The 21,344-nt window shown below is 41.5% G+C and carries 21 protein-coding genes; 5 read left to right on the forward strand and 16 right to left on the reverse strand.

What is annotated here, in order from left to right; translation table 11 throughout:
• Positions 1–372: 372 nt before the first annotated feature.
• From RTX25_RS04700 to pgmB, 4 genes are all read right to left on the reverse strand, one after another.
• Positions 373–1,446 (reverse strand): DUF4236 domain-containing protein, encoded by a 1,074-nt coding sequence (locus RTX25_RS04700; protein WP_312651085.1) that lies wholly within the window; start codon positions 1,444–1,446, stop codon positions 373–375.
• A gap of 273 nt (positions 1,447–1,719) precedes the next feature.
• Positions 1,720–2,499, reverse strand: coding sequence for a ribonuclease H-like domain-containing protein (locus RTX25_RS04705; RefSeq protein ID WP_312651088.1), 780 nt, complete (start codon positions 2,497–2,499; stop codon positions 1,720–1,722).
• A gap of 15 nt (positions 2,500–2,514) precedes the next feature.
• Positions 2,515–3,243, reverse strand: coding sequence for an HAD-IB family hydrolase (locus RTX25_RS04710; protein WP_312651091.1), 729 nt, complete (start codon positions 3,241–3,243; stop codon positions 2,515–2,517).
• A 14-nt stretch (positions 3,244–3,257) separates the two neighbouring features.
• On the reverse strand, positions 3,258–3,908 hold the full coding sequence (pgmB, locus tag RTX25_RS04715; RefSeq protein ID WP_312651093.1) for a beta-phosphoglucomutase: 651 nt from the start codon (positions 3,906–3,908) through the stop codon (positions 3,258–3,260).
• 238 nt (positions 3,909–4,146) lie between these two features.
• Between pgmB and RTX25_RS04720 the strand changes: the two genes are divergently transcribed.
• The 5 genes from RTX25_RS04720 (at position 4,147) to hpt (ending at position 7,905) form a co-directional block, all read left to right on the forward strand.
• Positions 4,147–4,374 (forward strand): ferrous iron transport protein A, encoded by a 228-nt coding sequence (locus RTX25_RS04720; protein ID WP_312651095.1) that lies wholly within the window; start codon positions 4,147–4,149, stop codon positions 4,372–4,374.
• On the forward strand, positions 4,374–6,125 hold the full coding sequence (feoB, locus tag RTX25_RS04725; RefSeq protein ID WP_312651097.1) for a ferrous iron transport protein B: 1,752 nt from the start codon (positions 4,374–4,376) through the stop codon (positions 6,123–6,125). Before RTX25_RS04720 ends, feoB begins: the two co-directional genes overlap by 1 nt.
• A 9-nt stretch (positions 6,126–6,134) precedes the next feature.
• Entirely contained in the window at positions 6,135–6,332 is a 198-nt protein-coding gene (locus RTX25_RS04730) for a FeoB-associated Cys-rich membrane protein (protein ID WP_312651100.1), read from the forward strand.
• A gap of 128 nt (positions 6,333–6,460) precedes the next feature.
• A complete protein-coding gene (locus RTX25_RS04735; protein WP_312651103.1) occupies positions 6,461–7,381 on the forward strand; it encodes a cytidylate kinase family protein in 921 nt (306 codons plus the stop codon).
• Between the two features lie 2 nt (positions 7,382–7,383).
• Complete coding sequence (hpt, locus tag RTX25_RS04740; protein WP_312651105.1) at positions 7,384–7,905, forward strand: hypoxanthine phosphoribosyltransferase; 522 nt, start codon at positions 7,384–7,386, stop codon at positions 7,903–7,905.
• 528 nt (positions 7,906–8,433) lie between these two features.
• Here the strand turns inward: hpt and RTX25_RS04745 are convergent.
• The 12 genes from RTX25_RS04745 to RTX25_RS04800 all read right to left on the reverse strand — a co-directional run bounded on the left by RTX25_RS04745 (position 8,434) and on the right by RTX25_RS04800 (position 21,328).
• On the reverse strand, positions 8,434–10,374 hold the full coding sequence (locus RTX25_RS04745; RefSeq protein WP_312651107.1) for an amylo-alpha-1,6-glucosidase: 1,941 nt from the start codon (positions 10,372–10,374) through the stop codon (positions 8,434–8,436).
• 260 nt (positions 10,375–10,634) lie between these two features.
• Positions 10,635–11,366, reverse strand: coding sequence for a hypothetical protein (locus RTX25_RS04750; RefSeq protein ID WP_312651110.1), 732 nt, complete (start codon positions 11,364–11,366; stop codon positions 10,635–10,637).
• 261 nt (positions 11,367–11,627) lie between these two features.
• Positions 11,628–12,041: an arsenate reductase ArsC gene (locus RTX25_RS04755; RefSeq protein ID WP_397428520.1), complete on the reverse strand. Its 414-nt coding sequence runs from the start codon at positions 12,039–12,041 to the stop codon at positions 11,628–11,630.
• Positions 12,042–12,166: 125 nt separating this feature from the next.
• Entirely contained in the window at positions 12,167–14,062 is a 1,896-nt protein-coding gene (locus tag RTX25_RS04760; RefSeq protein WP_312651115.1) for a glutamine synthetase, read from the reverse strand.
• Between the two features lie 354 nt (positions 14,063–14,416).
• Positions 14,417–15,037: a response regulator transcription factor gene (locus tag RTX25_RS04765; RefSeq protein WP_312651117.1), complete on the reverse strand. Its 621-nt coding sequence runs from the start codon at positions 15,035–15,037 to the stop codon at positions 14,417–14,419.
• A gap of 4 nt (positions 15,038–15,041) precedes the next feature.
• Positions 15,042–16,130 carry a histidine kinase gene (locus RTX25_RS04770; RefSeq protein ID WP_312651120.1) on the reverse strand — a complete coding sequence of 363 codons (1,089 nt, stop codon included), beginning with the start codon at positions 16,128–16,130 and terminating at the stop codon, positions 15,042–15,044.
• Between the two features lies 1 nt (position 16,131).
• The gene (locus tag RTX25_RS04775) at positions 16,132–16,806 is read right to left on the reverse strand and encodes an ABC transporter permease (protein ID WP_312651123.1); all 675 of its coding nucleotides are present in this window, start codon (positions 16,804–16,806) and stop codon (positions 16,132–16,134) included.
• On the reverse strand, positions 16,803–17,537 hold the full coding sequence (locus RTX25_RS04780; protein WP_312651126.1) for an ABC transporter permease: 735 nt from the start codon (positions 17,535–17,537) through the stop codon (positions 16,803–16,805). Before RTX25_RS04780 ends, RTX25_RS04775 begins: the two co-directional genes overlap by 4 nt.
• Positions 17,538–17,539: 2 nt before the next feature.
• Positions 17,540–18,472: an ABC transporter ATP-binding protein gene (locus RTX25_RS04785; RefSeq protein WP_312651129.1), complete on the reverse strand. Its 933-nt coding sequence runs from the start codon at positions 18,470–18,472 to the stop codon at positions 17,540–17,542.
• Positions 18,473–18,725: 253 nt separating this feature from the next.
• On the reverse strand, positions 18,726–19,517 hold the full coding sequence (locus tag RTX25_RS04790) for an ABC-2 family transporter protein (protein WP_312651132.1): 792 nt from the start codon (positions 19,515–19,517) through the stop codon (positions 18,726–18,728).
• A 2-nt stretch (positions 19,518–19,519) separates the two neighbouring features.
• Positions 19,520–20,329 (reverse strand): ABC-2 family transporter protein, encoded by an 810-nt coding sequence (locus RTX25_RS04795; protein WP_312651135.1) that lies wholly within the window; start codon positions 20,327–20,329, stop codon positions 19,520–19,522.
• Between the two features lie 3 nt (positions 20,330–20,332).
• Positions 20,333–21,328 carry an ATP-binding cassette domain-containing protein gene (locus RTX25_RS04800; protein WP_312651138.1) on the reverse strand — a complete coding sequence of 332 codons (996 nt, stop codon included), beginning with the start codon at positions 21,326–21,328 and terminating at the stop codon, positions 20,333–20,335.
• Positions 21,329–21,344: the final 16 nt, after the last annotated feature.

Here is a 21,344-nt window from a genome sequence, read left to right on the forward strand (position 1 = left end):
CTTTGAGTGCTAACAGCTACGATATAAAAATAACATCTCAGATGTTATTTGTAAATACCCTATGATAACCTAATTGCACCCAACTTCATCATTAACGTAAAATAGCTGTTTTTTCCTTTGATTATCTTCAAATTACTCCCATTTTCCGGTTCATTTAAATGACCACTGATTCAATATTCTCCTATTGTATCCCGCTCAGATTAAATCAGCATTAAGACGTGTGAAGTGAATTCACATCATATTCATGACTTTAAAAAGAGACGCCCACTAGCGCCTCATTTTCAAATTATGACCTGTCTTACCAGTCCGAGTCTCTGAGTCTGAATTTGGCATCATGGCCGTACGGACTCACCAGACAGAAATAAAGGAGAATTATTTTGAAAGCTCTCCTACCTCATTGAATCCTCTTGTTCTGACAAATCTCACCTCATGCCTGAAATATTCCAGAGCATCGAAGGGGTTAACCTCTTCCATTCTGATCTTTTCAAACGCTTCTCTGTCCACAAGAATAGAAAGAATTCTTCTCTTTTCTTCCACATGGCTGTATTTATTCTCTTCACTCTCCCATACATTGACTAAAACATCCTCAATGGGCAGCAGATTGAAAAGATTTCTGGACAGTCTAAGCACAAGACCGGAAACAAACTGGTTTGCAATTTCATAATAATCAGTTTTGGTATACTTCTTCACCGATAATCGTCCGGTGGGCGTCAGCGTTTTATACTCAACCGGAATGAAGTCGTCGATACTAAGGGACAATTCCACATTCAACGAATCGTCATCCGTGTAGCTGAAATCCATGCTTCTTATATAGTAGCCAAGTTCTTCACTTATCTTGATATCTTCAAGCGCCTCCAGATAACTTTCCCTGTCATTTGTGAGAATACGATCGGCAATCTGTTTATTGTTCTCCCATGCTTTGTAAAGTTCATCATCCATCTTTCTGGCTTCTTCCAGAATTTTCTCCGATTCTTCTTTAAATGCACTTTTTGCAATTATCCGTTTAAACAGACCAGGTTTGTTTTTATCGATCAGAGATAGAGCCTCTTCTGTATTCGGACCTGTCTCGCCTATAGCAAAAGGAGCATCTTCATTCTTCACTTCATTCCAGTCTATACCACTTGGATAGTCTTCAAAATGATGCAGTGTGGTAATCAGTGCAATATCGTTCTCATATTCGCTGACTTCAGCTTCAGGGTCAGCTGATGCTTTACTGGTGTCGAATACGGATCGGTTTGCGCCCTTCTTAAGCAGTTTTTTTGCACTCACTGTCTTGCTGTAGGAAAGACCTGTTCCGGGTATACTGAAGGTCGTCCTTGCATTCCCGCGGGTACTGATGCTTTGCCTGAATCCTTTCCCTCCAAATGAAATGCTGGCACCAGATTTCCCGATGTTCAGATTGAACAGTTTTCCAAGTCTGATTCTTTTTCTGAAATTAAATCCCATGAACTTCACCTTTGGACCATATGTCCATATCCTTCTGATTATTTGTTCTCATCATGGTCATCAGTAATCTGTCTTTCTGAAATCCCATGAGATGCTTTTATGATTAGTGTCTATAACCATTTTATCCAATTGATCCCCGGTTATCAATCACTCATTTTGAGTGATAACGGAAGGTCCTTCATAGACAATGTCTTTCGATTTTCCGCATTATAAAACCTGCACTATTACATGCAGGTTTTATAATGCCTTCTTTGTATAGAAGCATATTAAGTTCTAACTGAGTTCTCCTGCCATGTCATCCATCTGGATCTGATTTTCGCTGTTCCTGTCCAGCTCTTCCTGAAGCAGCCGTTTCATTTCAAGTTTTTCAAGCTTTTCTTTCAGAAGTTTCTCTTCGAGCACCATGACATCGTCGATAGTCACAGCTTCCCAGTGATTCATGATGTTAAAGAGATTCACGACATCCTGTTCGTTGTATTTCAGAATCTTTGTGATCTTTTCAGCTGGCATTCTCTCAATATAACCTCGGTCTTTGATGATTTTCGAAAAGGTCTTTGCGAGTGTCATTCCCGAAATAAGTTCACCGTCTCTTTCAATCTGATGAAGCTTCTCAAGATTTTTAAGTCCGATATTCTTCTTGAATTTAGTTTCATATTCTTTCTGGATATCCACAAGTTCAAACTCTTCATTGAAATCATAGTCTATCTCAAACTTTCTGAACAGGTGACTGACCACCAGAAAATCATTGTTTCCTGAAAAAGTCACAAGATACTTCTTTCCGCTTTTTTTCATCGCTGTGAAATACTCTTTGGTCATATTGAGAATCACTCTTGCATCCTTCTTGTTTTCGATCATATACTGTGTTGTCTTGATGACCTTTTCATCCTGATGATAGATTGCAGCACCAAATACACCAATGGCAATCGGTTCTTTATACAGATAATGTTCAAGATCAAAGAAAATCGAATCACTTATGATATCCTTGCCTTTATATTTCAAGGTACTTTCTTCACTGTTGATCAGTGCTGGTATGTTTTCGTTCAGAATCAGCATTTTTCATCCCTCCTTTCATTTATCCAGATCCAGATCATCTATTCTGACCCGGTAAATCACATCTTTTCTTTCCACCGCCACTTCCGCCTTCTTTCTCACATCAGGATCACTCAGCACGAGGTTTATGAGTTCCCTTGTCGGATTTACAAGCACAGGATGTCCCACCAGTTTGAACATGGTGAAATCACCTGCTGTATCGCCATAGGCATAGGAAGCATCAAGATCGATGTCATATTTTTCTTTCATTTCAAAAATCGCATTCTGCTTGGATTTACTGTCCCACATAGGTATGACCTCACCGGTGTAGCGTTCCTGATCATCCGTAGGATAGACAGAACCTCTATAATCGTCAAAATCATGTAGTTTAGCCATTTCCTTCACAAGTTCTATTGGACTTCCGGATATGGTGATCACCTTATGTCCCTCATCCTTATGCCATTTAATCCGGTTACGTGTAAACAGATAGTTCCTAAGTCCCATATCTCTCACGACATTATGTATGATATGTTCGATGAAACTGCGATGGAATCCTGTTATAGCCACCGTATAGATGTTCGCCATCTTGATCAGGTAGTCATCATAGGAACCTACTCTTCGGTCATACTGATCATAATATGGCTTGACCTGTTTAAACCACTCTTCCTCTTTTATGATTTCACTTCTGATCATTCTTTTGAAAAGTTCCTTCATGAACACTTCTCGATAAAGCGTTCCATCGATGTCAAAAAAAGCTGCTGTCTGCATATCATTACCTCCTCTTATCTGCTCGAGAATTTGAGAACATCCATGTCCAGATTTTCAAGACTTCTAATCCACTTGTCGGCGACACCTATGGGCCTCTCACTCACTGCAACCACATGCATACCTGCGCGTTTTGCAGCCAGAACACCTGCTCTGCTGTCTTCAAATACTGCACATTCATTGGGTTCCAGATTAAGCGCCATGGCACTGACAAGATACACTTCCGGATTCGGTTTGGGCGACTTTACCTGATATCCGTCGATCACCACATCAAAATACTTCTTCAGACCAGTGAGTTCGAGAATGATTGATGTATTGTCACTTGTCGAGGCGATTGCAGTTCTGTAACCGTTGAATTTCAGCAGTTCCAGAAACTCCTCCACTCCTGGAAGTATGGATTCTCTGTCAACCTCAGTGACATATTCAAGATACCAGTTGTTCTTCTTTCGAAGAACCCTCATCTTTTCCACTTCACTCATATCGATATCTTTCATTTTTAGAAGGATTTCCAGAGATTTCAGACGAGCCACGCCTTTAATCTGCTCGTTGTCTTCCTGTGTAAATTCTTTTCCCAGTTCCCCTAAGATTCTTTTCCACGCCTGGTAATGAAATCTGTCCGTGTCGACCAGAACACCATCCAGGTCAAAAACGACAGCCTTGATCGCCATAATAAACCTCCATCCAAAATACAATACTTTCAATAAAAACGCCTGAATAATAATAACTATAAAATAAATAATATCATATTTATCCTCTTTTATTACATTATAACCCATCTTTTATGGTATCCATAGATTTTCCATCTGTTAATAAAAAGACAATGAGAATACATATTGACGCACAACGTTCAAAGTAATATAATATGAATGTAATTGATAATGATTTTCAATAAGGACGGTGTAAATTATGTGCGTTAATGATTTAAAGCTGGGCGAAAAGGCATTTGTGCAGAATGTTTTTGGCGATGAAAAGCTTGTTAAAAGATTATCTGCCCTTGGTTGTACAGAAGGTTGTCAGATCGAAGTCGTAAACAGAGCTCCCCTTGGTGACCCTATCGTGCTTTCACTTAGAGGTTCAAACATGGCTATCAGGAAGAAAGATGCCGGAAACATACTCGTGGAGGCCATATTCTAATGAAAAATATTGCACTGATCGGTAACCCTAATGTGGGAAAAACCACACTCTTCAATCTTCTGACAGGCTCCAATCAATATGTCGGAAACTGGCCTGGAGTAACTGTGGAGAAAAAAGAAGGTTACCATAATGACATTAAAATAACCGATCTCCCAGGTATCTACGCATTAGATACCTATTCTAATGAGGAGAAGGTTTCAAAAGACTTCCTGGAAAACGGCAAGCCCGATCTGATTTTAAATATCGTGGATGCATCGAATCTGGAAAGAAACCTCTACCTCACCACTCAGATTCTGAAATATAATATTCCAATCATCATTGCGATGAATATGCTCGACATTGCAGACCTTAAAGGTCTTGATATAAATACTCAGACACTTGAAGAAGAACTCGGAATTACAGTGATTCCCATCATGGCGACAAAAGGGCAAGGCATTGAAGAGCTGAAAGAAGCTCTTCTGAAAAAAGAGAACATCCTGATTCCAAAACTGAAGGATTATGAAAATGAAAAAGTCGCATACGAGGAAATCAATAAGGTACTGCTGAAAACCGCGAAACTGGTTAAAGAGTCCCAATCCATGACCCGAAAGATCGATAAAGTGGTACTGAACCCTCTTCTTGCATATCCCATATTCATCCTGATGATCTATGGCGTATTCAAGCTCACTTTCTCATGGCTGGGCGCACCTTTATCCGATCTTCTGGATGCATATGTACTGACCGGCATATCCGATTTCGTCTCCAATCTTCTTTCTCAGAGCAGCCCATGGTTCCATTCGCTCATTGTGGACGGAATCATCGGCGGTGTAGGGGCAATCCTTGTATTCCTTCCCATCATCATGGTCATGTTCGCAGCCATCTCCATACTGGAAGATTCCGGATATATGGCTAGAGGGGCACTGATCATGGATAAGCTCATGAGAAAAATCGGACTGTCGGGTAAAGCATTCATTCCCATGCTAATGGGATTTGGATGCACCGTCCCTGCCATCATGTCCGCAAGAACTCTTGAAAGTGAAAAAGACAGAAAGCTCACTGCTCTGCTTGCACCTTTTATGTCCTGCAACGCAAGGCTTCCGGTATTCATCCTCTTTGGAACGATTTTCTTCAGAAACAATGCCGAAATCGTCGTGATGTCCCTCTATCTTTTAGGCATCATCATGGCCATTCTCATCGGACTTGTTTTCAAAAACACCATATTCAAGAAGGATGAAGAACCCTTTATCATAGAGCTTCCAGAATACAAGATCCCATCCATGAGCCTTGTTGTAAACAGCACATGGGACAAGGGTAAAGGATTCATCAAAAAAGCTTCTACGATTATTTTCTCATTATCTGTGCTGGTCTGGTTCCTTTCAAACTTCAATATGAACGGGCTAACCGATATGAGCAGCAGCTTGCTTGCATCCATCGGTTCAGTTATGGCTCCGGTTTTCGCACCGCTTGGTTTCGGTACATGGGAAGCGGCTGTAGCTCTTGTCACAGGTATCATGGCTAAAGAAGTGGTTCTATCCACTATGGGTGTCATCTACGGTGGTGATCTCGCAGCTATCCTCCCTACCATTTTCACTCAGCTGACTGCGATAAGCTTTCTGGTCTTCGTTCTGCTTTACACACCATGTGTTGCAGTAATTGCGACCATAAAGAAGGAATATGGCGGAAAATTCGCCGCAGCAAGTTCTTTCTTCTATTTTGCAGTGGCATGGATCACTTCATTCCTTATCTATCAGATCGGATCGTTTATCCTATAGGAGGTTGAAATGGAAATCGTAATTACCATTGCCATAGTGGCTGCAGCTGTCTATTTCCTGGTAAAGAAAATAAAAGCCACAAAAGCCGCCGACTGCACGACATGCTCTGCATGCAGTACAGACTGCTCGGTTTACACCCCTGAACGGGCTATGGGCATTGAGTTTATCAGCAAGCAGGGAAAGAATACTGATTTACATAATAACTGATTTAATGAAACCTGATGGATTTTTTTCCATCAGGTTTTTATCTTTATGAAAATAATGTTCCTTATCTAAATGAATGGTATTCATGCTAAAATGGAGTAAAACCACAGAAATTACAGGCGGTGATGATATTGAAATTCATTACGATTTCAAGACAGGCAGGTAGTATGGGAGACGATATCGCAAAGCTTCTCGCAGAAAGGTGCGGCATGATCCATATCACCAGAGATTTTGTCTTAAAAAACTGGTTTCCTGAAATCGCAGACAGGCATGAACTCCATATGCTTACAGAAAGCCCCGGATATTTCCTGAGAAAATCATCCACGGGAATCACGTTTCAGGCGTTCCTTGAAAAGAAGCTTTTGGATCTGGTCACTGAGCGTTCAGCTGTAATCAGCGGACTGGGTGCACAGGTCATATTTCAGGATCATCCAGATGCACTGCATGTTAAAATCATCGGTTCCCTCAGCAGACAGATCGCACGTCTTGTGAGTCAGGCAAATCTCACAGAAAGCGATGCGGAGAAAATCATAGAAAGTACTGACAGGCGTCACAGAAGATATATTCAGATGATCTATGGCAGAGACTGGACAGATCCGAGTCTCTACCAGCTCACTATAAATACCGATACCCTGAGCTCTGAATCCTGTGTGGAACTTCTCACCTCCTTTATGGGCAGCCAGAAGTCCTATGATCTCCCTCCTGAAGTAAATGAGGAAAAAAAGCGCACCTCGATCATCTTTAAAAACGAATCAGAAGAGGAGTTTGCCAAAGTACTCGACATGTATAACCTCGAATGGGACTATGAACCAAGAACTTTCCCTCTTAAATGGGATTCCGACGGAAATATCACCCAGGCTTTCTCCCCTGACTTCTATCTGCCCAGATTCGATACCTATATTGAACTGACCATAATGAATCAGAAATATACATCCACGAAAAAAAAGAAGATGGAACTTCTGAAGAAGCTCTATCCGAAAACAAATATCAGCATTGTCTATAAAAATGATTATCATAATCTGATCAGAAGATTTGCGGAATGGGGAGAATAATAATGAATGGACTGGGAAAAATCCTCTATACTGAAGAAGAAATTCAATCACGTGTAACTAATGTTGCAGAAGAGATCAATCAGCACTATGGCAGCGAAGAGCTTGTGGTGATCAGCATTTTAAAAGGATCCATCTTTTTTCTTACTGATCTTACAAGGCGCCTGACCATGCCACTTGAGATGGATTTCCTCTCCATCGGCGTGCGTAAAGAAGAAACGAGACAAAGGACCATCACCTTCATCAAAGATCTGGATCTCAACGTAACAGGACGTCATGTCCTGCTCATTGAGGATGTCATTGGAACAGGTCTCACCTTGGGATATGTCCTGCAGCATCTGGAATCTTTCAAGCCGAAAACCCTTAGGGTCTGCTCACTGCTCGATAATCCAGCAAAGAGACTCCTGAATTTAGAAGTACATCATACCTGCTTTGTGATGCCCGACGTTTTTGTTGTGGGTTACGGCCTTGATTACAAAGAAAAGTACAGGAACTTTAGAGACATCATAGAATATAAAAAAGACTGAAAAGAGGCCATCTAAAAGACGGCCTCTTCTTTGTGTAAATGAAAAGCTCCAACGAACCTTCATCAATCTCTGTCTCGTTTCCACTATTTCTTTGTTTCCCATAATATTCAAGTGACTGGATTACTTCTTCTGCTAAGGTACTAGTTACTAATTGTTTACTATAGTCGTATTTTCATCTCTGTTTATAGGCACCTAGATTTTTCTGTGTGTATATATCTTCAATGTTTTGGACTTATGGTAATTCGATTTTCTCATTCTCTTCTCAGGTATAGCAGATTTTGGTCTACAGTAATCAGTTTACATATTATGTTGTGTTTCTGAATATAGCTTCCAAAAGATTTTAATTTTAGGTATTCCTTGGAGCTCATCTTTATATTAACAGAATTTGCTGATAATTTAAACCCCTGAATTAGTCAATTATGCTCCATTCTCTCAATTTCTGTATATTTATCTCCATTTATCGTTAATTATCGTAGATTTATACGTTATTATAAAATAAGCTTGAAGACTATTGAATATTTATGCGTTTTATTCTTCCGCTTTCTTCAATGCACGAAGTACTTCACCCACACTCCATGCCTGAGCAAAACATCCTTTGGAAGTTCTTGGATGATCACCGTCGAAGATTTCGGCGATCTGACCGATACATCCTTCACGCATTGTGCCTTCAATCTGTCCGATCTGATCAATGACTTTTCTCTTAGCATCTGGACTATAATCATTTATTTTGAGATAAGCAAGGTAATATCCGCCCAGAGGGAATCCCCAGACAGTTCCCTGATGGTATGCAGTGTCTCTGTCCCAAAGAGAACCTCCATAAAACCCTCTGTATTCCTTGTCATCTGGAGATAAGGACCGTAGACCATACGGGGTATAGAGCTCCCGATACACCTTATTCACAACACTTCTTTCTTTATCACGGTCCAGCATACCGAACGGGACGGATACCGCCCATATCTGATTACATCTGACCTGATTGTCCGTTTCACATCCGGATACCAGGTCTTTCAGACAGTTTTCTTTCTCATTCCAGAATTCCGCTAGAAAAGAGGTTTTCACCTTTTCAGCCAGCTTCAGGTACGGAGTTCCCTCCTGACCACTGAGATTTTTGAAGTAAGCGATGATCATCAGATCATTATACCAGTAAGCATTAATTTCCACAGGTTTTCCATGTCTTGGTGTGGGCAGCACATCATTGATTCTCACATCCATCCAGGTAACCTGTTCAAGACCGCTTCCGGCAGAAATCAGAGAATCCTCATCCATTCGAATGTGAAAATCTGTCCCTCTCTTATAAAACTCAATGATCTCTTCCATCGCTGGCATAGCTTCCAGAACAAATGAAAAATCCTTGAACTCATTATAGTATTCATACACCGCGTAAATGAAAAGCAGTGATGCATCAACAGTGTTATACATCGGCTTCTCATCACCTTCAGGAAACATATTGGGCATTATTCCATTTTTCATATATTTCATAAAGCTTCTGAAGATATTTTCAGTATCTTCCTTCCGCCCTGCTGCGATGCAGCAGCCCATGACTGCAATCATCGTGTCCCTACCCCAGTCTCCAAAGAAAGGATATCCTGCAATGATGGTCCTTCCTCCTGTGGACTCACGGTCCACAACAAATGCGTCAGCAGACAGCGAAAGCGTCCTGCCAATGTCTGATGTCATCATTGAAGACTTGATGATCTGCTCTTTTCGTTCAGACTCATAAAAAATAATCTCATCTGGAGTTTCCTCAATAGAATTCAGACTGTAAATGACATGTGCTCTTCTCCTCTCACCGGCTGCCAGTCTGTAATCATACCTATGATTGGAAAAAACACTTCCCACCGCATCTCTAGCATCTTTTGCATCGTCCTCAAAATACTGGTCTTCTTTCCAGATTTCCGCATCCAAAGTCAATATACCATCCGTTCTGTAGAAAAGCGCTAAATCGTCGCTGTATATCGTATCCTCGGTAATATTAAAAGCCTTCCCCTCTTTCGGCATAATTCCTTTTGGTGTAAACCTCATCCATGGCTTAAGAGAAATCTCAGCATCATGATCATTATGATTCTCAAAGACATAATCCACCAGAACAAGATTCTCCTCATACTTCATTATGACTGTTTTTTCTATAGATACTCCACCTGCAAGGTAAGACCATCTGGGAAAGTATTCGAATGAGAAAGCATTAAGATATCTGAACCCCTCCTGATTCCTGGTGTATCCCACATATTCCTGTGCCGCAAGGCTGATTTCACCCTGTCTGGTCCTGATGATTTCTTCAATATTCCCGATGTACTGTACCCACTGATTAGGCGCCTTCACAGCTGCCATAAAAAGCACATGTTCATTTCTTGAAGATGAGCCCGCCATACTTAATGATGAGTAGCCACCCTTACGGTTGGTCAGTAAATAACAGTTCTCCTGAGCTCTTCTTATATCTGTAAAGTGATTTTTTCCATAAACAAAATTCATTTTCGCCTCCATATTACCTTTGACCTGACATTTCGCTGCATTATCCCCATTCTTTCTAAAGCCAGTCATATTATCTTTCATCTTTCATCTTTCATCTTTCATCTTTCATCTTTCATCTTTCATCTTTCATCTTATTCATTATATCGTATCTTATGTTAATCCATCAGCTCATTTTGTCTGATTCATAAAAAAAGAAACAGCAAAAAACTGTTTCCTTTAGCACACTTCCATCATCATTAAATAATATCTATCTGTTCTTCTTAAAGAATGACATCGAATTCCTTCGGACTGACCATGAGAAACCTGGAAATAAATTCCGGCTTTTTATCGATGAGCATATCCGTCTGCTCCACACCTTTACTCCTCAATCTATGGATCAGATCAATTAAGAAAGGATCACTGCCCACAATGTAAAATATCGGCTTATCCCCATAATTCAGTTCTTCGATGAAATCATGGAGTTTATCTCTGCCATCCAACCAGAGATTGCTGTAGCAGTCGCAGACCATATGATCCAGATCTTTTCTGTAAAGAAAATCACCAGTGGCATCCACATTGACATTCATCATCATCGGAATTCCCTGGCTGTTTTTGCTGTATGCCAGAACCAGCGGTCTCATTGTGGCAATACCGACACCCATAGATAGGAGAACGACAGGACGGTCTTCTCTTCTTAATGTCATCCTGGATCCCGGCTTGAATACGACAATTTCATCTCCGATTTCAGACTGGAACAGTTTCTCCTTGAATTCTGAACAGTTTGCTCGCTTTCTTGTGGTGAATCCGATCTTATTTTCATCAGGCAATGTCATGATGGACATATGTCTTATCCATTCTTTAACAGGAGTTTCCCCTTCATCAAATCCCGCTAGCCCGATATGTGCATGAGAACCTTCATCCCATATGAAATCTTCAGGCATATTCATGTAGTATGTTCTCGTTCCTTCAACCTCGTCAACTATATCTGTAATCTTCAATCTATATTTAACCATTACGCTCATCCTTTGACATATTATTTGATTGCATGCAATCTTTTTGAACCATAAGAATATTATAGTTAATCCCCGAGGATATGTCAAAATTTAACAATGTCATTTTTCCTCGGTGCACAGGAGTAATCCTTCAGATTACCAAGACTTAACGGTAATTGGATTGCTGATATCGTTGTCTCCAGAAGTCAGATAAAGCCCCAGACCGGCAGTTATTCTAGGCTGCCTTATCTGGGGCTTTAATATTCTGGATACTGAGAAAACTTAAAGACTGATTTCTCCAGATTCTATTCTCTCTTTCAGATCAATAATTTTTTCTTTTATCAGATCTGCTATCATATGAAATGCCTCATCCGGTTTTCCCGAAGGATCATCCAGACCCCAGTCTTCCCGATGCTTTGAGGGAAGATTGGGACATTCCACATTACATCCCATAGTCACCACGATATCAATCTCCTCAGGCAGTTCAGCGATAAGTTTGGAATACTGTGAATCTTCCATATCGATACCATATTTTTCTTTGATTATTCTTACGGCATCCTGATTGATCTGCGGTTTTGTTTCCGTTCCTGCCGAGTAGGACTCAAATACTTCCTGAGCTAAAGCCTTTCCCAACGCCTCCGCCATCTGACTTCGACATGAATTATGTACACATACAAATGCAACTTTCGGTTTCAATATGATCATTCCTTTTTTTCTTTCAGTATATCAAATAACCTTACCGCTTTTGTTAACTCCACGTTATTTCATCAGTTTAAAAGGCAGGAACTGAAGATTCACTCAGTTCCTGCCTTTTTCTGCTCTTAGAGGAGATCCAGAAGATTATTCTTGTACTCCTTGTAAGCCAGTCTCAGCTCATTCATCTTTTCATACATCAGCTTCTGAGAATCGCTCAAAGTATCATAATCATGCTTCAGAATGGCATGTCTCATATAGTTGAAAATTCCTTTGCCTTTGTCTGTGTTTTTCATCAGGGCGATTTTCAGTCTCTCCACTTTATCCCAGTTTGCGCGGTCATCCAGAAATTCTCCGTCTTTATGAAACTTCTTGAAGCTTCTGATTTCGCTGACAAAATTCGGAATGATTCTGTGGTCGATTTCTGTATACCATTTATAAAGAAGTCCGTCTTCATAGCTGTCAATGATTTTTTCGCTGAATACGTCGTCTCTTTTCAGAACCGCCACCTTTTCAGGATACTGTGAAAATGCCCGAATATTTTCATAGACAGTTTCGGGTGCGATTCCAAAAAATCTTTCTCTGTCCTCATCACTGAAATCGTCATAGACATCCTTTTCTGTCCTGTAAGCCCTTTCCTTTTCAAGGTATTCCGCATCATCACCAGGTTCCTTTGACAGCTCTTTCAGAAGCTCTGCACAGGATCTGTCTTTGGCATACTCTATACCGTCAGTCATGGCCATAAGAAGCGATGATATGCAGAGGAAGGTATTGGTATGAGGATTCGGTGCTCTCAGTTCAAATCTTGTCGCCATCGGACTGTTCTCATCTCTGATGAGACCGATAAGAATTGTACGGTTACGTGAAGGAATATCCGGCTGATAACCCAGTGAAGATACGATGGAGATCGGCGCTTCATAACCTTTCTTCAGTCTCTTGAATGCCTCATTTGAAGAAGTGACGAACGGATTGATCACTTCATAGTTTTTCAGGATGCCCATGAGCGAACCATAACCGATTGAGCTCATGAAATCCTTCTGTGTGGTGTTGAAAAGATTGACGCGTCTTCCGTCTTTAAGCTTCACCAGCGCGCTGATATGGGTATGTTCGCCGCTTCCTGCAATCCTGTCCAGAGGCTTCGCAAGGAAAGTGACCTCCAGTCTGTATCGGATAAAGACTTCTCTGACAAGATTTCTCACAAATAGCTCATAATCACCTGTCTGCTTAGGGCTTGAATACTTCCAGTCGATCTCCAGCTGTTCAAGGACCCCTTCAAATCTTCCGTCGTCATTCAGCTTCGCTCTGACTCCGCCAACTTCCTTATGCCCCATTTCAGGTTCGATGCCATAGAGTTCCATAAGAATCAGAGTTTCCTCCACAGCACTTCTCACGGCTCCTCTGGTTTTGCTCCAGTACTGTTCCTTCAGTTCCTGTGACGTGCTGAGCGCGTCAATATCAGAAGATGCACTGGGTGACTTCACCCAGAATTCGAGCTCTGTTGCTGAAGTGATTTCCACTTTATCGATATCATCTGCAGAGAAACCGAATTCTCTCTTCAGGTTTTCACTCTCTCTGAATGCTTTGAGCAGATTCTCAGTGAAACTCTTCTCAGCTTCTGTAAGAATATGTCTAGAGTCCACAGGAATGCCGTCATGATAGAGATAGCAAGGGATTTTCAGGGTTCCTACAGGTTTTTCCGTCTCAGCATCTTTCAGATCAACGTTATACTCGACAAACCAGCACACATCAGTATCTGCTTTCATATCCACTTTGGCATTGTTGAGTGTGGCGATTTTCGGAAGGAATACAGAAGATCCGTCAGTCTGAGCGGCAAATCCGTGCAGATAGGTTTCTATGTTGTCAATGAACAGACTGGCCGGTATTTTGGTATCTGTTTCATGGCCGATGAGATCCACTGCAGCCAGGGAGACAAATCGGATTTCAGGATGCTCCTTCAGTTTCTGTATTAAATTCTCTTTATTCAGGTCCTCTTTCTTAAACGTGTAGATCAGATCTTTTCTCATGTCTGGCACCTCTTCCTTTTCATCTGTTTTTTTCATTAATGAAAAAAGATTAACACAGGGAAAACCTGCCGTAAATTGTTTCGAAACAACTTCTAAGGATAATTTTAAATCAGTACATTTCACTTAAGATTACGTGAGATATAACGATTACAGAATAATAATCTAAAGCACAACAGGCATCATATGTTCGTATTTTGATCTTTCCATGAAAATATCACTTTAATAAATAAAGTAACTTCTATGACCAGCTGATATTTTAAGGTCTTTACCCTTATTTTTTAAATTCGTTAACCCTTTAACGTATAATTTACTGGAATTACGAAAGAAATGTTCGCTATCTAAGGAGGTATTCTCTCACTGATTTATGTGTCCAGTCTTTGTCTGCCAGTAATAGATCGCTACTTGGGTCCTGTCCCTCAGCTGAAGTTTTTCAAGAATCACGGAAAGTGTGTTTCGAACAGTACCTTCACCGAGGAAGAGCCGTTCGGCAATCTCTCTGTTGGAGAACCCGTTGGCGACAAGTTCAAGAATATCACGTTCTCTGGATGTCAGAAGACTTTCCTGTGTCTCTTCTCTGAACCCCTTCAGAGCTTCCTCGCTGATTATAGGCAGTCCTGAATGAACTGCTTTAATGGTCATTTTCTGTTTCTGTGTGTCATCTGACTTCAGAAGATAACCTGAAGCACCAGCTTTAAGGGATAAATGGATATTCTGATAATCATGAAATGTAGTCAGCATGATGACCCTTGTCTTCTCATGAGCTTGGATGATCTTCTCAGCTGCTGCGATTCCGTTCATTTTAGGCATCTGGATATCCATCAGAACAATATCCGGTTCCAGTTCTTTCATCAATGCCACCGCTTCTTCTCCATTCCCTGCTGTACCGATGACCTCGAAATCCTCATCATAATCCAGTATGATCTTAAGACTTTCTATAACGAGTTCATCATCGTCTACAATCACGATTTTAATCATTTCATCACCCCTTCTGTAAAGGTATTATGACTATAAGAAGAAAGTCATCTTTCCCTTTCTGCGTGCTCAGACTACCATGGACCGCCTCCAGACGCTTTCTCATATACCGTATTCCGTTTCCGGAATGTATTGACCGTTCCTCATAAACACCGTCATTTTTAACCGTAAGCCTCGCAATGTTATCCGTAACTTCAAGACCGATTTCCACTAGACTCGGATGGGCATGTTTGGTGACATTTGTCAGAGCTTCTTTTAGAGACATATGAAGAAGCTGCCTGACGTACGGTTTGAGCTGCCGTACATCTCCCTCTATTTCCATTTTGACAGGAACAGGAAATCTGTCCGTCAGCTCCTCAAAATTCAGACTGAGATTATCCTTTTCCGGTTCAAGCTGCCTGACTGATTCTTTCAGCTGTGTGAGGCTTTTCTCAAGCCTTTCCAAAGATTTTCTGATGGGAACTTTTGCGGGTGTATCTTCACTTTGAATAATTGTGTCAGCCGCTTTCAGAGACAGGTGGGCGGCCGTAAGCTCATGTCCCAGATTGTCATGAAGAATTTCAGCGATTCTCTGTCTTTCTGCAAGCCTGCTCATTCTTTCTGTATCCTGATAATCAAGAAGAAGGGTTGCCTCCGTTTCCTCCAGCTGGTAGATTCTGTTCCTCAACTGATCCGCATTCTCCCGATATTTTCTGCTTTCTCTCTCCCACAGATAGAGGGTTATGCCAATGAGAAGTACCCATGTATAGAAAAGACTTTCACTACCTCTGCTGAAATACAGGCCGAAACTCAAGGGATACATCGCAAAAAGAAACCTGCCGTGATAGGTGAAGTAGAAGACTGGAAGAGTAAGAAATATGCTCTCACCAGGATAAAGAAGCGACAGCACGATGTACAGACTGACATCATACATCATCATGTATTCTTTTATGGAAAACCTCCACCGTATAAGGATACTGAAAACAGACATAAGAAAAAGAAGAAATACCCATGGAGATCTTCCTTTTACAAAGAAGAACAGCAGCGCCAGAAACAGAATAAGCATAAATGCCATATAGACCATTCTGGGGCTGAATTCCATGGGTTTTCTTCTCATGTCAATTTCTCCTTTTGCTTCCGATCAAGAGGAATATACCTGCATAAATCAATAGTACCGCATGAGCAATCAGAAATCCATTTCTTTCTCCCCGATATACAGCGTCCAGTCCATAAGGCAGCCAGTAAGTGGGCAGCACCCTGATGAAAGGTATGAGTTTGTCCGGCAGAAAGTTAAGGGGGATCGATATGCCGCTAACAAGACACATGACCGAACCCAATCCTGAAAATAGTCCGAAGGAAAGATTGAAGTTCCTGAAAAATGAACTCCAGGCAAGGGTCAGTGAAAGAGTCATCACCGCAAAGGAGAGATAGAGCGAATAGAGCATCGGCTGACCGAATGTCGCTTCACCATGAAGTACAAAGGTTCCAAGAATGAAGATCAGGCTCTGGATCATCAGAATCAGAAAATACGCAGCGAGATGACTGCTGAGATACTTTAGCCGTGATATGGGACTCGCTTCGATTCTGACAGATATCCCTTTCATCCTGTCTTCGACTACGGGTCTTGAAAGAAGATATCCAGAGTAAAGAATAACCATACCTACAAGACTTACCCCCTGAGAAAAACCGTATTCGCTTGCAGGGATGAAAAGAACCGCCGCGGGCAGCAAAAAAATAAGTATGATGTTGATCGGCTGTCTGAAACTTTCTTTTATCGCATAACTAAATATCATCTTTTATTCACCTTCCTGCTTAGAGGTCTGATCGCCATATACAGCAACATGCTGATGAGAATAAGAGGAAGTACACCTGTCAGCAGTTTGCCAAGGTCTTTTTCCATTGCACCGAATATGGCGGTATTTGCAAGTGCCATTGGGGTAAGGTATTTTTTCATCAAGTCGAAGAATGTATTGTCCGGGAGCGGAAAATAAAGCCCAGTAATCATAGGTGCCACGATTGCGTATACAGTCATTACAGCGGTTGCAGTCTTCACTTTCCCCGTCGAAAGAATAATAAAAGTACCGATGAGCTGGTTCACAATAATGGATACAATCATCACAGCCAGGACAACCAGAATCGATGGGATCACAGCATTCAGCACGAATATAGAAAACAGCAGGACAACCAGCGTCTGCATAAAACTGATGACAATGCTTGTGGAAACAATGGAAAGGATAAGACTGCTCGGCTCCTTGGGAGATGCCAGAAGTCTGCCCTGCATCGGAGAGTAGAAGTCTGTGGCTATGTTTTCATAGCTGAGCACTCCTCCATAGATCTGGAATGTCAGCGCAAAACCGATGGTGAGAACAGTAATGAAAGGACTGGCATTGCCGTTGATATCCGATATGAGCCCATTGTCCCTGTAGATGAAATTGAAGAAAGCGATGAGAATTACAGGAAGCACAATTAGAATTCCATGACCGAATATGTCTCTTGATGCCCGTACAAAGTAAAATTTCAGCATAGCTACACCTCATCCCGCAGCTGTTTACCCGTTAAAGTCAGGAAGACATCCTCAAGATTAGGCTGCTTTGAATTGATGTTCACAATACCCTGGGAGGAAAGAATGGGTATGATTCTGTCTATGACAATAACGCCTCCGGGTACGATGACGTGGTACTGGTTGTCATTAAGGGCCACCTCTTTGACATCCGGCAGCGCCTGCAGTTTCTCCCTCACTTCCTCACTTCCGATGCGGACATCAATGAGCAGATGGGAATCTCCCTTTATTCTTTCAATAAGCTCTCTGAGGGTACCTTCTGCAATAGGATGTCCCTGATCCATGATGAGTACCCGGGAAGCCACCGCTTCAACTTCTTCAATATAATGAGAAGTATAGAGAATGGTCATTCCCGTTTCATGGGCTTTTCTGACAAACTCCAGTATATAGTTTCTCGACTGCGGATCGATTCCGACAGTCGGTTCGTCCAGTATCAGAAGTTTCGGCTCATGAAGCAGAGCACATCCGATATTCAGTCGTCTCTTCATTCCGCCTGAAAAATGACCCGCTTTCTGGTTCAGCTTATCTTTCAGTCCTATGATTTCAGCAACTTCAAGAATTCTTCTGTCCAGCTTTTCCTTCTTCAGCCCGTAAAGGCTTCCGAAGAATGCCAGATTCTCCTTGGCGGTCATTTCCTCATATATGGTGATTTCCTGCGTGACATATCCGATCTGTCTTCTGATGTCCTTGTTCTTTCCATCCTGTTTTATGCCAAATACATTGATTTCACCTTCGTCTATCGAGAGAAGTCCAATGAGCGTTTTGATGAATGTTGTCTTTCCCGCTCCATTAGGTCCCAGCAGGCCGATCACTTCTCCTTCATTGATCGACATGGAGAAATAATCAAGTGCCAGCTGATTCTGATATCTTTTAATTACATTTTCTGCCTGTAGTATCATTTATTTTCACCTCTTGAGTTCAGTATAAGGAATTTCGACATTCTAAAGTAGTGACATTTGTCATCATCTCATCCCGAAAACATAAATCGCTCCACCATAAATCAGATTTCCATGTCTATGATTATCTCTTCCTCTACCATAAGAATTTTCAACTGCTTCGATATATTTTTATTATCCATTTCTTGTTATTTTCCGCCTCATATCATCTTTGGATCCAGGCAAACAAAAAAGAGATAGAATCCTATCTCTTTTTTTATGAACCTGAGCTCTCATATTTCTTTATTCCCTGGATCCAGATGTAATAGGCCAGAAAGATACTGACTACACTGATGACGTGCGTCAGAAGAATCCCATCGAAGAAATTTTCTCTTCCCAGAAAATAAGCACCGGGAAAGTATCCTGTAAATGCGAAGGGAATAATAAAGGTCAGTATGAACTTAACCGCCTTAGGATAGATGGAAAGCGGATACTTTGTAAATGAGCTGAGCTGGTAGGTCATATACAGATAGGACTGGGCAAATTTGATCCAGAAAGAAATGCTGGCAACAGCAAGTTTGATTGCAGTATAGATCAGTGTCGCAAAAAGTATTGTTGAAAGAAGGATCAGAATGCTTGGAAAACTCCATTTAAGATCCAGAGTTCTTCCAGCTGTTATCATCAGTATGGCTCCGATGATGATTTCTCCAAACCCGTCCGGCTGAAAGCGCTCTGCCAGAAGATGAAAGAGCGGATTGAGGGGTCTGAGAAGATACTTGTCAAAGCCGCCTTGAAGGATGATCCTTCCGCTGAGGAGCCAGAGATTGTCGGTAAAAACATGATCTATTCCTCTGGGTACCTGTGCAAGCCCATAGATGAACAGCACTTCATGGAAACTCCATCCATCCAGCGAAGGTATGCTGCTGAAAATAAGCCGTATGAAAATTACACCTGTGAGCTGAACAAAAAGAAAGCCCACCAGTCCGAAAACGAAATCCGCACGATATTCGATCAGTGATTTGATGTACTGTTTGAGAAACTGATTATAGAGTCTGATATATTTAGTCATGCTCAACCTCCCAGTATGCTCAGTGACTTGACGAGTGTCTTCCACATGAATCTTGAAATCACGATCATGACAATGATCCAGACAAACTGAAGCATTAAAGCATTGTAGGCTTCTGAACCACTGATTTTCCCGAGATAGATCATCGTAGGGGTATATACGATGGAACTGAAGGGCAGAATCGTGATGACTTTTCTGAAAATCTCAGGAAAGAAAACGATGGGAATCAGCGCACCGGAAAGAAGCTGTGTGACGGCACCCATAATCTGGCTCATTCCCCACATATTCGTGATCTTGAAAGAGAGAAGTCCGAAGGTGTAGCTGAAATAAAAGTTGATGACTATCCCCATCATCATGCTCAGCATATATAGTGGAATGTTGACATCGCTGGTGAATCCCGTTGTAGAGTAAAAAATCAGATTGACTACAGTAAATGCCGCAACAAAAATGATCACAAAATTATAGAGTACTCCGCCCAGAGCCTGAAAGAGCATCCTTTTTTCGTAGCTGATCGGTCTGATCAGATTAATGGCAATGGATCCGTCTTTGACCTCTCTTGCAATATCAAAGGAAATATCCACAGAAGTCATCAGCGTTGTAAGGAATGAAATGATGATATACATGATCATTTCATTCAGGGTGAATCCGTTGATCACCTTATCTGGAGAACTGGAGAATATGGCTTTCCAGAGAAAAAATGATACTGTAAGCATCAGCCACTCTCCAAGCATAAAAATGATGACATTCGCCTTATAAGAAAGGAGCATCTGGAACGTATTCAAGGTGAACGGCAGATAAGCTTTTATCCTTCTCAATCATCACACCTCATTTCTGTAGATCTTCTTCACGATGTCCTCTATTGAAGGTTCGTGTATGGTGAAGTCTGTAATATCCAGCTTTCCCATCAGTCTCTTGGTGATTTCTGTTGTTGACGTATGATTTTTATTGAACTGAACCGTCAGTCTGTTCTCTTCAGTCTGGAAAGAGATGAACTTTTCATCCAGCGCCTTGATGAACTGCACATCGTCCGGGTTGATGACGCCTGAGGCAACGATATCGATGTCAGACATATAACCGTAGGTTTCCTTGATATGTTTCACATTTCCGTCGTAGAGCATTTTGCCCTTGTCGATGATGATGATGCGGCTTGAGAGCTCTTCTATGTCCATCAGGTCATGGGTGGTCAGTATAATTGTCGTACCGTAGGTTTCATTGATTTTCCTGATGGCCTTACGCACATTTTCCTTGACGACGATATCTAGTCCGATAGTGGGTTCATCAAGATAGATGATCTTCGGATTATGGATGAGGGCAGCTGCAAGGTCCCCTCTCATTCTCTGACCAAGGGACAGCGTTCTTACGGGACTGAGCATGAAATCCTTCAGCTCAAGAACTTCATTGAGAAAGTCCATCTGCCTTTCGAAATCCTTCTGATTCACCTCATAGATGTCCCTAAGAAGCGTGAACGTCTCAGAAAGCGGAAGATCCCACCAGAGCTGGGTTTTCTGACCGAAAACCACTCCGATATCCATGGCATTCTTCTGTCTGTCCTCGTACGGAACTACTCCGTTGACGACTACTTCTCCGGAAGTGGGTGTAAGAATACCCGTCATCATTTTTATGGTTGTCGATTTTCCGGCACCATTGGCTCCGATGTATCCTACAATCTCCCCTTCATCAATCTGAAAACTCACATCATCTACAGCTTTCGTGATGGTATATTCCTTGGAAAAAAATGATTTTATGGCACCTGAAAATCCAGGGTACTTTTTATTCATTTTGAATTCTTTGGTAAGATTTTTAACTTCAATCATTCTTTTTACCTCATAT

The sequence above is a fragment of the Proteiniclasticum sp. genome (assembly GCF_032054185.1).
GTDB lineage: Bacteria > Bacillota > Clostridia > Clostridiales > Clostridiaceae > Proteiniclasticum.

What these genes read in the sequence shown, in the direction of transcription:
- pgmB (WP_312651093.1), bottom strand. Translation starts at nt 3,908, where the DNA reads ATGGCGATCAAGGCTGTCGTTTTTGACCTGGATGGTGTTCTGGTCGAC.
- RTX25_RS04730 (WP_312651100.1), top strand. Translation starts at nt 6,135, where the DNA reads ATGGAAATCGTAATTACCATTGCCATAGTGGCTGCAGCTGTCTATTTC.
- RTX25_RS04720 (WP_312651095.1), top strand. Translation starts at nt 4,147, where the DNA reads ATGTGCGTTAATGATTTAAAGCTGGGCGAAAAGGCATTTGTGCAGAAT.
- RTX25_RS04785 (WP_312651129.1), bottom strand. Translation starts at nt 18,472, where the DNA reads ATGATACTACAGGCAGAAAATGTAATTAAAAGATATCAGAATCAGCTG.
- RTX25_RS04775 (WP_312651123.1), bottom strand. Translation starts at nt 16,806, where the DNA reads ATGATATTTAGTTATGCGATAAAAGAAAGTTTCAGACAGCCGATCAAC.
- RTX25_RS04765 (WP_312651117.1), bottom strand. Translation starts at nt 15,037, where the DNA reads ATGATTAAAATCGTGATTGTAGACGATGATGAACTCGTTATAGAAAGT.
- RTX25_RS04790 (WP_312651132.1), bottom strand. Translation starts at nt 19,517, where the DNA reads ATGACTAAATATATCAGACTCTATAATCAGTTTCTCAAACAGTACATC.
- RTX25_RS04760 (WP_312651115.1), bottom strand. Translation starts at nt 14,062, where the DNA reads ATGAGAAAAGATCTGATCTACACGTTTAAGAAAGAGGACCTGAATAAA.
- RTX25_RS04800 (WP_312651138.1), bottom strand. Translation starts at nt 21,328, where the DNA reads ATGATTGAAGTTAAAAATCTTACCAAAGAATTCAAAATGAATAAAAAG.
- RTX25_RS04750 (WP_312651110.1), bottom strand. Translation starts at nt 11,366, where the DNA reads ATGGTTAAATATAGATTGAAGATTACAGATATAGTTGACGAGGTTGAA.
- RTX25_RS04700 (WP_312651085.1), bottom strand. Translation starts at nt 1,446, where the DNA reads ATGGGATTTAATTTCAGAAAAAGAATCAGACTTGGAAAACTGTTCAAT.
- feoB (WP_312651097.1), top strand. Translation starts at nt 4,374, where the DNA reads ATGAAAAATATTGCACTGATCGGTAACCCTAATGTGGGAAAAACCACA.
- RTX25_RS04780 (WP_312651126.1), bottom strand. Translation starts at nt 17,537, where the DNA reads ATGCTGAAATTTTACTTTGTACGGGCATCAAGAGACATATTCGGTCAT.
- hpt (WP_312651105.1), top strand. Translation starts at nt 7,384, where the DNA reads ATGAATGGACTGGGAAAAATCCTCTATACTGAAGAAGAAATTCAATCA.
- RTX25_RS04710 (WP_312651091.1), bottom strand. Translation starts at nt 3,243, where the DNA reads ATGCAGACAGCAGCTTTTTTTGACATCGATGGAACGCTTTATCGAGAA.
- RTX25_RS04705 (WP_312651088.1), bottom strand. Translation starts at nt 2,499, where the DNA reads ATGCTGATTCTGAACGAAAACATACCAGCACTGATCAACAGTGAAGAA.
- RTX25_RS04770 (WP_312651120.1), bottom strand. Translation starts at nt 16,130, where the DNA reads ATGAGAAGAAAACCCATGGAATTCAGCCCCAGAATGGTCTATATGGCA.
- RTX25_RS04745 (WP_312651107.1), bottom strand. Translation starts at nt 10,374, where the DNA reads ATGAATTTTGTTTATGGAAAAAATCACTTTACAGATATAAGAAGAGCT.